The organism is Pseudomonas sp. HD6515 (genome assembly GCF_024971855.1).
GTDB lineage: Bacteria > Pseudomonadota > Gammaproteobacteria > Pseudomonadales > Pseudomonadaceae > Aquipseudomonas > Aquipseudomonas alloputida.
This window is the reverse complement of the sequence record NZ_CP079827.1, coordinates 4,444,176-4,458,576: the sequence shown is the minus strand read 5'-3', so window position 1 is coordinate 4,458,576 and position 14,401 is coordinate 4,444,176. Positions and strand designations below refer to the sequence as shown.

11 protein-coding genes and 1 pseudogene are annotated in these 14,401 nt (G+C 59.6%); 3 read left to right on the top strand and 9 right to left on the bottom strand.

Features of this window, described 5'->3' with window-relative positions; genetic code table 11:
- Positions 1-169: 169 nt before the first annotated feature.
- The 3 genes from KW568_RS20675 to KW568_RS20665 all read right to left on the bottom strand — a co-directional run bounded on the left by KW568_RS20675 (position 170) and on the right by KW568_RS20665 (position 1,952).
- Entirely contained in the window at positions 170-556 is a 387-nt protein-coding gene (locus KW568_RS20675) for a cupin domain-containing protein (protein WP_003247285.1), read from the bottom strand.
- A gap of 108 nt (positions 557-664) precedes the next feature.
- The gene (locus KW568_RS20670; protein ID WP_004577449.1) at positions 665-1,489 is read right to left on the bottom strand and encodes an AraC family transcriptional regulator; all 825 of its coding nucleotides are present in this window, start codon (positions 1,487-1,489) and stop codon (positions 665-667) included.
- Positions 1,490-1,508: 19 nt separating this feature from the next.
- Positions 1,509-1,952, bottom strand: a complete 444-nt coding sequence (locus KW568_RS20665; RefSeq protein WP_004577450.1) for an acetyltransferase — start codon at positions 1,950-1,952, stop codon at positions 1,509-1,511.
- A 268-nt stretch (positions 1,953-2,220) separates the two neighbouring features.
- On the opposite strand from KW568_RS20665, the gene KW568_RS20660 reads away from it, so the two are divergent.
- Complete coding sequence (locus tag KW568_RS20660; RefSeq protein WP_167398643.1) at positions 2,221-3,144, top strand: LysR family transcriptional regulator; 924 nt, start codon at positions 2,221-2,223, stop codon at positions 3,142-3,144.
- A 79-nt stretch (positions 3,145-3,223) separates the two neighbouring features.
- Here the strand turns inward: KW568_RS20660 and KW568_RS20655 are convergent, their stop codons facing one another.
- The 5 genes and pseudogenes from KW568_RS20655 to lysA form a co-directional block, all read right to left on the bottom strand.
- On the bottom strand, positions 3,224-4,354 hold the full coding sequence (locus tag KW568_RS20655; protein ID WP_082423816.1) for a DUF6708 domain-containing protein: 1,131 nt from the start codon (positions 4,352-4,354) through the stop codon (positions 3,224-3,226).
- Positions 4,354-5,778, bottom strand: a pseudogene (locus KW568_RS20650) (T6SS effector BTH_I2691 family protein); the annotation flags it as partial. The pseudogene KW568_RS20650 and the gene KW568_RS20655, both read right to left, overlap by 1 nt.
- Positions 5,779-5,844: 66 nt before the next feature.
- Positions 5,845-6,981, bottom strand: a complete 1,137-nt coding sequence (locus tag KW568_RS20645) for a DUF6708 domain-containing protein (protein WP_212627993.1) — start codon at positions 6,979-6,981, stop codon at positions 5,845-5,847.
- Entirely contained in the window at positions 6,981-9,641 is a 2,661-nt protein-coding gene (locus KW568_RS20640) for a T6SS effector BTH_I2691 family protein (protein WP_259536661.1), read from the bottom strand. Before KW568_RS20640 ends, KW568_RS20645 begins: the two co-directional genes overlap by 1 nt.
- A 383-nt stretch (positions 9,642-10,024) precedes the next feature.
- Positions 10,025-11,257, bottom strand: a complete 1,233-nt coding sequence (lysA, locus tag KW568_RS20635; protein WP_003248627.1) for a diaminopimelate decarboxylase — start codon at positions 11,255-11,257, stop codon at positions 10,025-10,027.
- 123 nt (positions 11,258-11,380) lie between these two features.
- On the opposite strand from lysA, the gene KW568_RS20630 reads away from it, so the two are divergent.
- Together KW568_RS20630 and KW568_RS20625 are read left to right on the top strand one after the other, a co-directional pair.
- Positions 11,381-12,286 (top strand): LysR family transcriptional regulator, encoded by a 906-nt coding sequence (locus KW568_RS20630; RefSeq protein WP_003248628.1) that lies wholly within the window; start codon positions 11,381-11,383, stop codon positions 12,284-12,286.
- A gap of 172 nt (positions 12,287-12,458) precedes the next feature.
- A protein-coding gene (locus KW568_RS20625) for an IS3 family transposase (protein ID WP_085983016.1) occupies positions 12,459-13,813 on the top strand; the annotation gives its coding sequence in 2 pieces (ribosomal slippage) (positions 12,459-12,932 and positions 12,935-13,813; 1,353 coding nt in all).
- A 107-nt stretch (positions 13,814-13,920) separates the two neighbouring features.
- Here the strand turns inward: KW568_RS20625 and KW568_RS20620 are convergent.
- Positions 13,921-14,274, bottom strand: a complete 354-nt coding sequence (locus KW568_RS20620) for a hypothetical protein (RefSeq protein ID WP_003248629.1) — start codon at positions 14,272-14,274, stop codon at positions 13,921-13,923.
- Positions 14,275-14,401 lie beyond the last annotated feature (127 nt).

Sequence of the window (14,401 nt, the reverse complement as noted above, 5' to 3'; positions counted from 1 at the left end):
GCAGGTTACCCTCGTTATTGGATCCAATTATATCGAGGCGAACCTGTGCCGGGTTGCGAAGTGTGGGCGGCGAGCGAATTGCCATGGTTACAAATCGCAATAAGGCGATTGTTTATGGTTAATTATTGCTGTGAAGTTAGAGACCTCAGCTTGAAAGTGGTGAATGTTGTTAAATCCAGACATCGCTCTGTGCTGTGCGATCCCCCCCTTCATGACCGGTATTCAGAATGCCCCGCGGTTCGATCATCATCAGTTTCGCTTCGCCTTGCGCGGCGGTCCGGTGCTCGACGCCGCGTGGCACCACATAAAGTTCCCCAGGGTTCACATGCACGCAGCCATCCGGCAGGTCGATACGCAGCGTACCTTCCAGCACCAGGAATGCTTCGTCGGTCTCCGGGTGCGCGTGCCAGATGAATTCGCCTTCGATGCGCACGACCTTGAACTGGTAATCGTTCATCTCGGCAACGACCCTGGGGCTCCATTGCTGTTCGATAAGCGCTGCCTTGTGGACCAGGTTCACTGGCAGGGAGGGGTGTGGGTGACGGGACTCAGGCATGACAGTTCCTCGGAAAGTGGAGTGGTCAGCCTATCGCGCCGGGCGAGTCCGGTTCTTGTACGATCCTGCACGCCTGCTCCCACGGGATACGCGGGCGACTGCGGTTTCTCAGCGTGACGCTCGCAAACGCTCCAGCCAGCGTAAGGGCGGTACGCCGTAGCAGCGGGTGAAGTGCCGGGTCATGTGGCTCTGGTCATGAAAGCCTGCGGCAAGGGCTGCCTCGACCAAGGTGAAGCCGTCCAGGATCATTCGGCGAAAGCTGTCGAGGCGGCGCAGGGTGACAAAGCGATAGGGGCTGGTGCCGTACAGCGTGCGAAAGTCACGCGACAGGCTCCAGCGTTCGCGGCCACTGGCCTGTTCCAGCATGTCCAGTGTTATGCCCACATGCAGGTGTTCCATGATGAAGGCCCGGGCGCGTTCGGCTGCCTGGTAATCCAGGCGCTTGCGCCCGCGCGGCTTGCCGCCGACGGCCCGCAAGGCGATCGCCAGGTCATACAGGGCGTCCTGTTCTTCCAATGGCTCCAGCGCGTGGTCCACTGCCTGCACGAACGCTTCGCTGGCGTGGTACAGGCGAGGGTCGCTGGACAGCCCGCCAGCGATGAAGGGCAAAGGCTGACCACCCAGCACGTTCTGGATCAGTGCCGGGTCGACGTAGGCCATGCGGTAGCGAAAGCCTGCGTCGGTGCCGGCCATGCCGTCATGCAGTTCGTCCGGGTGCAACACCAGCGTGTTGCCCGGTATGCCGTGGCGCAGCGAACCCTTGTAGTGGAAGCTTTGCACGCCGGCCAGCGTGCGGCCGATCGAATAGGTATCGTGGCGATGCGGGTCGTAGCCGTGGCTACCGAACCAGGCTTCGATACGCTCGATACCGCCCGGTTGGGCACTACGGATGACCCAGTCGGACGGCGGTAGGGGCTTCGCTTTACGGGCCATCGCGGTGAGTGCCTCCTGCTCACGCCCGGGTGGGCAAGCTCATGTGCAGCAAAGGGAACGGGCGACCTTCGCCATCCAGCGGTGAACGGCCGGTCTGAACGAAGCCATAGCGCTGGTAGAACGCTGTTGCCTGTGGGTTCTGCTCGTTGACATCGACACTCATCGCACTGCGTGACTGGCGGCCGAAATCCAGCAGTGCACGGCCAATGCCCTGGCCGTGGTGCGCTGGGTCGACGAAAAGCATTTCCACATGGTTTTCATTGAAGCCGATAAAGCCCAGTGGCTGGTCATCGGTGTCTACCGCAACCCACAGCTCGACGGCCGGGAAGTACACGTCGCGCAGCTGTGGCAACAGTGCGTCGATGTCGGAGGGTTGCAGGAAGTGGTGCGTCGCGCGAACAGCGCGCAGCCAGATGTCGAGCAGCTGCGGGTAGTCTGCAGCGATGCCTTGGCGAATGATCATGGTGTCATCCTGAGTGTATTGATGGCGGATGGGCGCGCCAGTGAGCGGCGGCCATGCAAGTGTCGGCATCATGAATGACCGCTTCGCGAGTCAACGCCTGGGCGGTGCACGGCAGGGGAGGCCGGAAGGGAAGAGCGCGGAAGATTACCCCGGTCGCGCAGTAGGGGGCAATGGCGATCGCATAGGTGCAGTGCAGGTTTCGACTCGGCTAGGATGCATGTCGATGCCGGAATTGAACCCGAACAACAAGCACGGCCCGGGAGCACCCATGAACCGCAACGAACTGCGCAAAGCCGATATCAACCTGATGGTGGTGTTCGAAGCGCTGATGCAGGAACGCAACCTCACCCGTGCCGCGGAGAAGCTGTTCGTCGCCCAGCCCACGGTCAGCGCCGCGCTGGCCAGGTTGCGTGTGATGTTCAACGACCCGTTGCTGGTTCGAGTGGGCAACCGCATGGAGCCCTCGGCCAGGGCCGAAGAGGTGATCAAGTACCTCACGCCAGCCTTGGATGCGATGTCTGTCGCCCTCAGCATGACCCATGATTTCGACCCGCTGACCAGCAAGATGACCTTCCGCATCGGCTTGTCCGATGATGTCGAGTCGGGCCTGCTGCCGCCGCTGTTGCGGGCGCTGCGGGTGGAGGCGCCAAACGTGGTGGTGGTCGTGCAGCATGTGGACTATTGGCGCATTCCGGACCTGCTGGCGGCGGGCGATGTGACGGTGGGTATCAGCCAGACCAAGGGCCTGCCCGCCAATGCCAAACGCAAGGTGCTACGCACCCTGCAAGCCAGGGTAGTGCGGGCCGACAAGTCCAGCACGCCGCTTTCACTGGATGAGTTTTGCCAACGCCCGCATGTCCAGGTTTCGCCAACCGCCAACACCCAGGGTGTGGTCGATGACTGGTTGAAAGACATCGGCCGTGAACGCAAGGTGGTGTTGTCGGTGCCGCAGTTCAGTTCGCTGCCGGCGATTCTGGCCGGTACCGACCTGCTGGCCTGTTGCCCGGACTATGCCGCACAGGGTATGGAACGCTGGGGCAACCTGCAGGCCGAGACGCTGCCGTTCGAGACTGCTGCACTGGAGCTGGCCATGGTCTGGTTGAGCACCACCGACAGCGACCCGGCCGAGCGTTGGCTGCGTAGTCGCCTGGAGCACTACATGGGCGGACTACGGGAAGCGGTCATGGGATGATGGCTTTGCATCGTGCTGCAACTGGCTGCCGATGAAGTGAAGGTGTCGCAAATGTACCCGCGCGCCGGGTGCAGTTTGATCAGTCACTTTCGTTGGCCTGTTGAGGTGCAGAGCGCTTGCGTGGTTTTTTCGCCGGCCGTTTGCCGGGCTTGAGCTGCCAGCGGTCGGCGTTGGCGAGCAAGCGTGCCTGGATTGCGGGTGGGTAGTCGCCCAGGGTTGTCACGGGTGGGACTGGCTTGCCGGGCAGGCCGGCCTCGCGGATGACCTTCGGCCAGCGTGGTCGCCAGCACAGCAGCAGGCTGAGCCAGTGGCCGGTGCCGATGATGACGAACGCGGGCCAGACAAACAGCAGCGCAACTTTGAACAGCCAGCTGCTTTTGCGGAAGAAACGTCCAAGGCCTTCGAACTGGGCGCTGAATGCCTGGACGGGTGAGGGTAGCTGGGTGCTCAGGCGGGGGCGGGGGACGGCGTGTGGGCCTTCTTCCATGTAACGGCGGATGAATTCCCACTCATCACGCAGTTCGCTGCCGCCTTGGCCTTGTTTGCCCAGCAGGGCCATTTCCATGTGGGGTAAGCCGGTGCGGCTGGGGTGCCAGACCAGGCCGAGTCGCGTGCCCATGCTGAGTGAGTCATCTTCTGGATATAAGCCAGTGCTTCCGGTTGCATTCCATGGAAAAGTTACGATTCCACCGCAGTATTTCGGTCGATGTAGGTGAACTTGTTGGGTTGCTCGATTGAAGCGAATAAGCAAGTGACGGCTAGTCAGCATTTCTAGTCGGGTTAAGTGGATTCCATACTTTGAATAAAGATACACTAAGGTGGGGCTGACTGAGAGCATTATAAGTGTTGAAAGAATAGTGATTACGGAACGCCCATCCGGATCGGTGATGTCCATCCATAAAAATCCAGTGGTGATCATTAGTCCCACAGCAATGGCCGGGGCGACAGCGCCGAGCGTTGCGAGCGTAATAAGTCCACGCTTCTCTTCTGAACCTCCGCAGCGCATTTCTAAAATAGTGTCGCTGAACGCGAAAACAGGTCCTCTTGCATAGGGTTGTTTACTAACGGATTGGAAGTGCATTTCTTCAGTCAGGTCACCCTCATATAAATCTTGACGCTTTTCGTTCGGTGTCAGTTCTGCTTCATATGTTTTTCGCGCGGCTTCGGATTCAGTAGCCATTTGCCAAAAACCCCATTCGATCAGATACATCACAATACCTCGCTGAATGCGGAGTGCAGGACCTTCAGCTCTTCTTGTTCTTCAAACGGTTTTGAGTTTTTTGCAAGGCGGAAGCTGCTGCGTTTGCACCACTTTTCCAAAGCATCGTCTTCAAGTATGTAAATAATCAATGTGAAGATCAGGCCAATCCAGAACGCCCCAAGAACGAGGCGCGCAAGTAATAACCGAGCAGCCTGCGTGCCGAGCTTCTTTGCAAGTGCTCCCAAGGAGGTGGATAGCATCCTGACGAGCTTGGTCTTGGTATTTTGAGAAAGGTAGTCGAAAAAAGGTTTTGCAGTCGCAACGGCCGTTCCTAACTCAGCAAGTGAGAGAGTCACTGTAGCGACCCCTCTTACAAAATAAGTAGCCGCCAAGAGTCTGGAGTTTTTTTGAACCTGCTTGGTAGCGCCACTCTGGCTGTTTTTGAAATGCTCAACCGAATCAGTGAAATCCCACCACGCCAGCAGTGAACCCCCGGTGCCAGCTAAACTGGCGCCCCATAGTTTCAAACGCCCTAAAGCGGCCGCTGCTCCTCGTCCGGTCACACTGTTCGCGCCGTACCGCGCGACCACCTGGTCCACATAGCTGGCTCCAACTTCGAAGCCCGCCGCTGCCGTGGTCATCGCGGCCGCCAGGAGTTCGGTCTTCACCCGCGCATCACTGTCAGGCAGTTCGCGCGCTTTGAAGGCCATCAGCATCCCTTCCAGCAGGCACACCAGCCCGGAGACACGCACTTTGTAGAAGTCACTGTTACGGGCCTGCATCAACCCTTCAGCCCAGGCCTGGTCGAGGTACCTTGATACCTGGCCTGCACTGCGTTGTGGGTCAATGGGCTGCCCGCTACGTGCAGCTTCACTCAGGCGAATATCGACAGCCGCTTCATGCACCGAAGCGAACAAGGTCAGCCGCAAACCCTGGTGCAACGCGCGGTCCATGCTGTTGGGGGTCGCGGTGCGCAGCACTTGCCGCCCCAGCGCGACGTACCAGGCATACAGGCCGATGCTGGCCGTGCTGCTCTGTGCCTGCATCTGTTCGTACAGGGTGTTGATGCGCCCAAAGGCATTGGCAGCGGCATGGGCTTGCCGGGCAAGTGCTTCCGGCAGGGCGAAGGATGACGCTGACGACGGTTCGGCCTTGGCGGCTTCCAGCAGCGCCGCCAGTGCTTCCCGCAGGTCCTCCTGGTTGTAGGTGATGCCGCGTATTGCCAGGTTGCCCCGGTCTGCCACGTCGCTGCGCCACCAGTGGTCCAGCACCTTCGTGCCCCCTTCACTCAACTCCATGCCGATCACGCACTGGCCGGTCTGTTCGGCAAAGGCCAGGCCGTTGATGAGGTCGGCGTTGTCGTAGCGGTCCAGTGCCTGCAACAACCGTTCGCTGGCCACCCAGCGGATATGGTCCTTGGCGCGGTCCTCGGCGGTAGCAGGAAGTGATGGTTCAAAGAGTCCATGGGTACGCTCCATCTGCAAGGATGATGTATGGCATCAATTGATCTCCTTGGGCCTTCTGGGCGTGCGCGGTTTGCGTGGCTTTTTCTCCGGCCGCTTGCCGGGCTTGAGCTGCCAGCGGTCGGCGTTGGCGAGCAGGCGTGCCTGGATTGCGGGTGGGTAGTCGCTCAGAGTTGTCACGGGGGGGACCGGCTTGCCGGGCAGGCCGGCCTCGCGGATGACCTTCGGCCAGCGCGGTCGCCAGCACAGCAGCAGGCTGAGCCAGTGGCCGGCGCCGATGATGACGAACGCGGGCCAGACAAACAGCAGCGCAACTTTGAACAGCCAGCTGCTTTTGCGGAAGAAACGCCCAAGGCCTTCGAACTGGGCGCTGAATGCCTGGAGGGGTGAGGGTAGCTGGGTGCTCAGGCGGGGGCGGGGGACGGCGTGTGGGCCTTCTTCCATGTAACGGCGGATGAATTCCCACTCATCACGCAGTTCGCTGCCGCCTTGGCCTTGTTTGCCCAGCAGGGCCATCTCCATGTGGGGCAGGCCGGTGCGGCTGGGGTGCCAGACCAGGCCGAGTCGCATGCCCATGCTGAGTGAGTCATCTTCTGGGTCGATGGCTGTACTTCCTGTTGTTTTCCATGGGAAGGTTACGATGCCGCCGCAGTAGCCGGGGCGGTGGAGGTGGACCTGTTGAGTTTTTCGATTGAATCGAATGAGCAGATGGCGGCTGGTTAGCATTTCCAGCCTTGAAAGTCTGAATCCATATTTTGCATATATATAATAGGCGGCACCCCCTAGCAAGATCATGTAAGTGCTAAATAAAACTGAAAATACGGAAAGGAACTCAGGCTGGGTTGCATTTATATAGATTGAGCCAAGGGTTATGTTTAGCCATGAGTAGGTCATTGGTCCCAAGCTGCCCAAGGTCATTAAGGTGATGATGCCGCGCTTCTCTTCCGAGCCACCGCATCGCATCTCTAGGAAATTTTCATTGAAGGAATAAACAGGGCCGCGTGCACGAGGGTTTTCGCTTACCTTCCGAAAATGGACTTCCTCTTCTAGGTCACCTTCGTAAAAGTCACGCATTGCGCGATTTTCTGCTGGCGTCATTTCGGCTACGTACGCCTTGCGCGCAGCTTCGGACTCGATTGCCATCCGCCAGAAACCCCATTCGATTAGATACACTATAAGACCTCGCTGAAAGCGGAATGAAGCTCCTTTAATTCTTCATGTTCTTCACAAGGCTTAGCTGTTTTTCTGATTCGGAAACAGCAGCGCCTACACCACTTTTCCAATGCATCATCTTCAAGGAGGTAAATTGCGATCGTCAGGATGAGCCCTATCCAGAAAGCTCCGACTACCAATCGTGCGAGCAGAAGGCGCGCAGCTTGGGTTCCTAATTTTTTTGCAAGCTCACCCATAGAGGATGCCAACATTCTTGCAAATTTAGTCTTGGCGTTATGGGATAGATAATCAAAAAAAGGCTTCGCTATGGCAATGGCAGTTCCCAGTTCGCCTATAGATAACGTCAATGTTGCCATCGCGCGCGTGTGGTAGGCTCCGGCCAATGTCCATGATTTTGTTGAAGCGCTTGCTGCTTTGAAGTTTTCCGCTCCGTCAGCGAAGTCCCACCACGCCAAGACGAATCCTCCCGTACCAGCTAACGCAGCTCCCCACAGCTTCAACCTACCCAAGGTTGCCGCAGCCCCTCTGCCGGTCACACTTTTCGCGCCATATCGGATTGCCACCTGATCCACATAGCTGGCGCCAACTTCAAAGCCCGCCGCTGCCGTGGTCATCGCGGCTGCCAGGAGTTCGGTCTTCACTCGCGCATCACTGTCGGGCAGCTCCCGCGCCTTGAACGCCATCAGCATGCCTTCCAGCAGGCAGACCAGACCGGCGGCACGCACTTTATAGAAGTCACTCTTCTGACTGTCTGCCTGCATCAAGCCTTCAGCCCACGCCTGATCCAGATAGCGCGCAATCTGGCCACCACTGCGTATTGAATTAACCGGTTGCCCGCTACGTGCAGCTTCACTCAGGCGTACGTCGACAGCTGTTTCATGTACCGAAGCAAACAACGCCAGGCGCAGTCCATGGTGCAATGCTCGGTCTGCACTGTTTGGGGCTCCGCTACGCAGCACCTGTCGCCCAAGCGCGACGAACCATCCATACAAGCCGATGCTGGCGCTGTTGTTCCGCTTCTGCAGTTCCTCGTACAGCGCGTTCATACGCCCGAAGGCATTCGCTGCCGCATGTGCTCGCTTGGCAAGGCCTTCGGCCAGCGTGTAGTTGAATTCCGAGGGCGGTTCGGCCTTGGCGGCCTCAATCAGTGCCGCCAGCTCTTCCCGGATGTCGTCCTGGTTGTAGCTGATGCCGCGCATCGCCAGATTACGCCGGTCCGCCACGTCGCTGCGCCACCAGTGGTCCAGCACCTTCGTACCCCCTTCACTCAACTCCATACCGATCACGCACTGGCCGGTCTGTTCGGCAAAGGCCAGGCCGTTGATGAGGTCGGCGTTGTCGTAGCGGTCCAGCGCCTGCAACAAGCGTTCGCTGACCACCCAGCGGGTATGGTCCTTGGCGCGGTCCTCGGCGGCTTGCTGGGCGTGTTGCATGGCCTGCTCGAAACCGTCGAGCTGATCGTGCATGGCCTGGCGGTCGACCAGGTGGCCGTATTTCTGGTCGAACCGCTTGCGGAACTCGCCGGCATCCTGGCGGGCCTGGACTTTGCTGCGGACCTCGCGCTCGAACTGCGCCAGGTGGGGCTTCATGCGTTCATCATGGGCATCGGCCTGTTGATTGGCCCGTTCGGAGAACAAGTAGATCTCGGGATGCAGGTGGGGCTGGTTGCGGACTTTTTCGGCCATGACTTCGCGCTTGACGATCTGCTCGGCCACCATCTGCGGATAGAGTTTTTCGATTTCCAGGAACGACTGCGCGACCAGCAGCTTGCGTTCGTTGTCCACCCCGGGTTCCACGGTGCGCGCCAGCCACTGGGTCTTCACATCCTCGACAGCGGCGTTGCGCCAGGCGTTGAGCTCCTGGGTGATCCCGATGGCGTCTTCGATGACGATGGCGGCGCCACGGGGTTTGCTGTGGTTCACCAGCGGTGCCAGCGCTTGGCGTGATGCGTGCGGCGAGACGATCTGGTCGTTGTTGAACGGCTGCAGGTCCAGCAGTGCCTGCAGGTCTGCATCGTTTTGTGCCTTGAAGTCGGCCACCCAGTTCAGTTGGTCATGCTTGAGGACGTGGGGCTGTGGCGGGGCGTCGGAAGGCTGGATGAAGCGGGCGATATCGATGGCGGGCAGGCTATTGCGGTATTCGTCTTCGAGGAGGCGGTAGTTGTCGAGCAGGCGCGGAGTGAGTGGGGAAGGGCTAAAAAGCGGACGCAGTTCCTGGATGTCGTCGAGGTCGTAGAGGGTGATGGTCCAGCCGAAGCTGCGGATGATGTCATCCAGATTGCCAGTGAGGGGGGCGGGCTCCCACGGTGCGTCGGCGCTGATGTACAGCAGCGAGCCATTGGGCGCCACGCGGTACTGGCTGTGCCATTCGTAGGCCGGTGCGCTATGGCGCTTGATCAGCAGGTAGAGAAAGCCCTCACGCAAAGGGCGGATGGCGTAGCTGGAGTGGGTCAGCTCGCCGACCTCCTGGAACGGGCTGAGATAGCCCGGCAATTTGGGCAGGCGGGCACGTTGTGCCGGGTTGCCGCCGACGGCGGCGTAGCGCAGGGGCAGCAGTTCGAAGCGGCGGGTGCAGTCGGCGACGGGGCTGTTGCGCAGGGCAGGGCGGTAGCCGGAGGTGATGCGCCTGCACAGTTCGAGGGTTTCTTTCAACGAGTCCATGTATAGCTCCAGCGAGCAGGGATGATCATCAAATGCATGCAAGCGTTGCATTCGACCCGAGGCTGGACACTAGCGAGGAATCACTTCTCAAAGGAGCATTGCGCTTCCGATAGGTGCGTAGGAAATTTCTGATTAAGCGGTATCGTTGACGTTGGCAGGCTTTTCGTCGCCTTTCACGTCAACCCATCTGCCTCTCGTTGCGCCATGGCTATCGGGTGCAGAGCCACCCTGGTCGCTTTTTTAAATACCGTCCCGCATCGAAACAGGGCCGCAAAGCGGCCCGATCGCACCCAGCTTGAGCGTGCCGGGGGATGAAGCTGGAGGTGAAGGTCAGTTGGAAGCGGGCGTGCCCGCAAAAGAGTGTGCACGCCCGGGGGCGATCTTTAGAAATCCGCCTCCAGGCTCAGCAGGTCCTGCACCGTCTGGCGCCGGCGGATCATCCGCAGGGCACCGTTCTCGATCAGGAACTCCGGCAGCAGTGGCCGGCTGTTGTAGTTCGACGACATCGACGCGCCATAGGCCCCGGCATCGTGGATCACCAGCAGGTCGCCCACCTGTGCCTGAGGCAGGTCCTGCGGGGTCAGCGCCTGGTCATCCTGAGTGAACACGTCACCCGATTCACACAACGGCCCGGCCACCACGGTCGGCTGGCGCGGGCGATCTACTGCCTGGCCATCGGCATCGAGCAGAGTCATGCCGTGGTAGGCGCCGTACATCGCCGGGCGCATCAGGTCGTTGAAGCCAGCGTCGATCATGACGAAGGTATTGCGCCCCACCTGTTTCACGGCACGGACTTCGGCCACCAGGTAGCCCGACTCCGCCACCAGGAAGCGCCCGGGTTCGATCTCCATGCGCACCGGGTGGCCGAGCATCGCTTCGATCTCCTTGCGCGCCACCGCCCAGGTCTGCGCATAACGCTGCAGGTCGACCGGTTTGTCGGTGCTGCGGTAAGGCGTGGAAAGCCCGCCGCCGATGGAGAACGCCTCGATGTCCACGCCCAGGCGGCCGATCAGCTCGATCATCGAGCGGGCCACCTGTTCCAGGTGCTGGTAGTCCACCCCGGAACCAATGTGCATGTGCACGCCCACCAGGTGCAGGCCATAAGCCTTGATGCACGCCAGCGCCTCGTCCAGCTCTTCGTGCCAGATGCCATGCTTGCTGTTTTCGCCGCCGGTATTGGTCTTGCGGCTGTGACCATGGCCGAAGCCCGGGTTGATGCGGATCCACACGCGGTGGCCGGGCGAGCGTTCACCCAGTTGGCGCAGCATGTCAATGGAGCCGGCATTGACTTCGATCTTTGACGCCACCACGCGCTCCAGGGTGGGGCGGTCCAGCGCGTCGCAGGTCAGCACCACGCCGGCAGGGTCACCGTCCACGCTCGCACCCGCGGCGAAGGCCCGTTCCATCTCACCCAGCGACACGGCGTCCAGCACCAGGCCATGGGCGCGCATCAGGCGCAACACATGCAGGTTGGGGTTGGCTTTCTGGGCGAAGCGCACGGTGTCGAATACGTTCAACTGCTCGACACGCTCGGCGATGGTGCTGGCGTCGTACGCCCAAAGCGGCGAGCCGTGCTGGCGAACCGCCTCGGCCAGAAGGGTGAAGGGTGCGGTCATGGTGGCGCTACTCGGATAAGGAAGGCCACGAGGATGAATCAAAGCGGGGATTCAGAAAAATAGCTATTTTTCTGCCAGTCATTCATATCTGATATACCCATTGTCGACTCACCGGGTGCTGCCGTGAAACTGTCCGTCCGCCACATCGAAGTGTTCCGCGCCATCATGGCCGCTGGTAGTGTCACCGGTGCGGCGCGCTTGCTGTTCACCTCGCAGCCGACCGTCAGCCGCGAACTGGCGCGGCTGGAGCAGGTGACTGGCCTGAACCTGTTCGAGCGCGAGGGCGGGCGCCTGGTGGCGACGGCCCAGGCGCTGCTGTTGATCGAAGAGGTCGAGCGCGCCTACGTCGGGCTGGAGCGGATCGATCGCTTTGCCCAGGCCATCCGCAACTTCGAGCAGGGCCGGCTGGCCATCACTTGCCTGCCGCTGTTCTCGCAAACCTTGTTGCCCAAGGCCTGCCAGCGCTTTCACCAGCAGCACAGCGGCGTGAGTGTGAGCATTCTGGCGCAGGAGTCGCCTTTGCTGGAGGAGTCACTGGTTGCCCAGCAGCATGACCTTGGCCTGACTGAAGTCGAACAGATACCGCGCGGCGCGTATGGTGAATTGCTGTTCAGTGCCAACATGGTGTGCGTGTTGCCCGAGCATCACCCGCTGCAGGTGAAGGCTGAACTGGAGCTGAGTGATTTCCATGAGGTCGATTTCATCAACCTGGCCAGCCTGGATACCTACCGCCAGCGTCTGGATCAGCACTTTCGTGCGGCCGGGGTTAACCGCCGCACGGTCATCGAAACCACCAGTGCCGCTTCGGTGTGCGCCATGGTCAGGCAAGGCCTGGGGGTGGCGATCATCAACCCACTGAGCGGGCTGGAGGCGGCGCAAGGCGGGTTGCCGATCCGCAGGTTACGGGTATCGGTGCCCTATCAGGTGATGCTCATACGCCCGGACCATCGGCCGGCATCGGCAGCGGTGGAGCCGTTTTGCGAGGCGTTGCGGGTGCAGGCCGAAGAGATGCAGCAGGCGCTGGCCTGATCATTGTGGGGGCGGCCTTGCGTCGCGATAGGGCCGCAAAGCGGCCCCAGCAATCTATGCATGATGTCGAGATCCTGGGGCCGCTGCGCGGCCCTATCGCGACGCAAGACCGCTCCCACAGGGATGGACTGCCCCCAAGAAGTTGGACACCAATCCAACCCTTGGGGGATCTATGGGTAAGTACACCGAGCAATTCAAGCTCACAGCGATCACAGCCTACCTGGATGGCAGCAACGGTTTCCGAAAGGTGGCTCAACACTTAGGTATCGATTTCAGCCTGCTTCGACGCTGGGTGGCCAGTTATCAGGCCAATAATGGCATTGGTCCAGGCTCGCATGGGCGGCGCTATACCAGTGATTTCAAACAGCAGGTGCTTAGCTATATGCACGAGCATCGGCTTTCGCTGCGCCAGACCGCTGCCCACTTTGGTCTTGGGCAGTCTTCTCAGATAGGCATTTGGCAGCGGCAGTACTACAGTGGCAGTCCTGCACCCTCTACTGCCATCAAGCCAAGAAAGCCAATCGACGTGTCGAAGAAGATCAAGCCTGCCAAACCCACCGATACCAATGATGATCAGAAGTCTCGAGATCAGCTGATGGCTGAACTTGAGTACCTGCGCATGGAGAATGCTGTCCTAAAGGAGCTCAAGGCTCTGCGCGAGGAAAAGGAACGAACACGCGGGAAAAAGTCCTGATCGTTTCCAAACTCAAGCGCAGGTTTCCTTTGCCTGACCTCCTTCAACTGGTCGAGCTGGCGCGCAGCACCTTCTACTACCAGCTCAAAGCTCAGCAGAAGCCAGATCGGCATGCTGAGCTCAAGGCATTGGTGCATCGCGTCTACCACGAGCAGAAAGGGCTTTATGGTTATCGCCGTATCGCACTCGTAATCAGGAAGGAAAAGCGGGTGAACAAGAAGGTCATTGAACGGCTGATGGCTGAGCAGGGATTGAAATCAGTAGTGCGCCCCAAGAAATATCGCTCCTATCGAGGTACCGTCGGTAAAGTGGCAGCGAATGTACTGGAGCGAAATTTTATCGCTCAACGCCCAAACCAAAAGTGGGTGACTGACGTAACCGAGTTCAAAGTAGCTCAACAGAAGCTCTATCTGTCGCCCGTGATGGATTTGTACAACGGCGAAATCGTGGCCTACGAAATGGCCAGCCGCCCGTGCTATAGCCTGGTTGGGAACATGCTTGGCAAAGCGCTCGATTGCCTGGGAGAGAAACCGAAGCTCGTGCTGCATTCGGATCAGGGATGGCATTACCAGCAGGCGCAATACCGCCGTAAGCTAAGCGAATGTGGGGTAAAGCAGAGCATGTCTCGAAAAGGCAATTGCCTGGACAACGCGGCCATGGAAAGCTTCTTCGGCACGCTCAAGTCTGAGTTTTTCTACCTGAAGCGTTTCGAGAGCATTGATGAGCTGAGAGCGGGTCTGGATGAGTACATTCACTACTACAACCATGATCGCATCAAGCTGAGGCTCAATGGCCTGAGCCCTGTGGAGTACAGGGCTCAGGCTGCAGCTTAAAACTGTCCAACTTTTGGGGGGCAGTCCAGGGATCGCGCCAGCTTTTAGAAATTGAGCAAGACAGTTGCTCCCACAGGGACCGCGCTCCCACTAGGCAGGGGCAGGGTTCAAAGCTCGCAGACCAAGGTTCCAGTACCGGCCAGGATGTTCTCCAGGGTTTCCTTCACTTCATCCATGTCACTCAGCTCGCTGGTCAGGTTGATTTCCAGTGCTTCATCCCCCTTCAGCGCGTCCCGGTCGCCGGCCGCCACTTCGATCAGCAGGCGCTTGGCGCTCAGGGTCACTTTAAGGCCATCCAGCGTCGACGGCTCGTCATCCAGCGTCAGGTCGACGGTGTCCTCGTCCGGGTAACGGGTAAGCAGGAACATCTGACCCTTGTCGCTGTGGCAGCACAGGGTCGCCATGTTGTCTTCCTCGTCATCGCAAGGGGTGGCGAACAGCAGGGCGGTGTTGATTTGCATGAGCAGGCTCGGGTCAAAGGAAACGGAAGGGAATTCTGACAGTCTTGCGTACAGGCATAAACGTAAAGTTACCGCCCCTTGACCGAAATTGTCGCAGCGCTGCAAGCGTAGATGACCGATCAGTCGT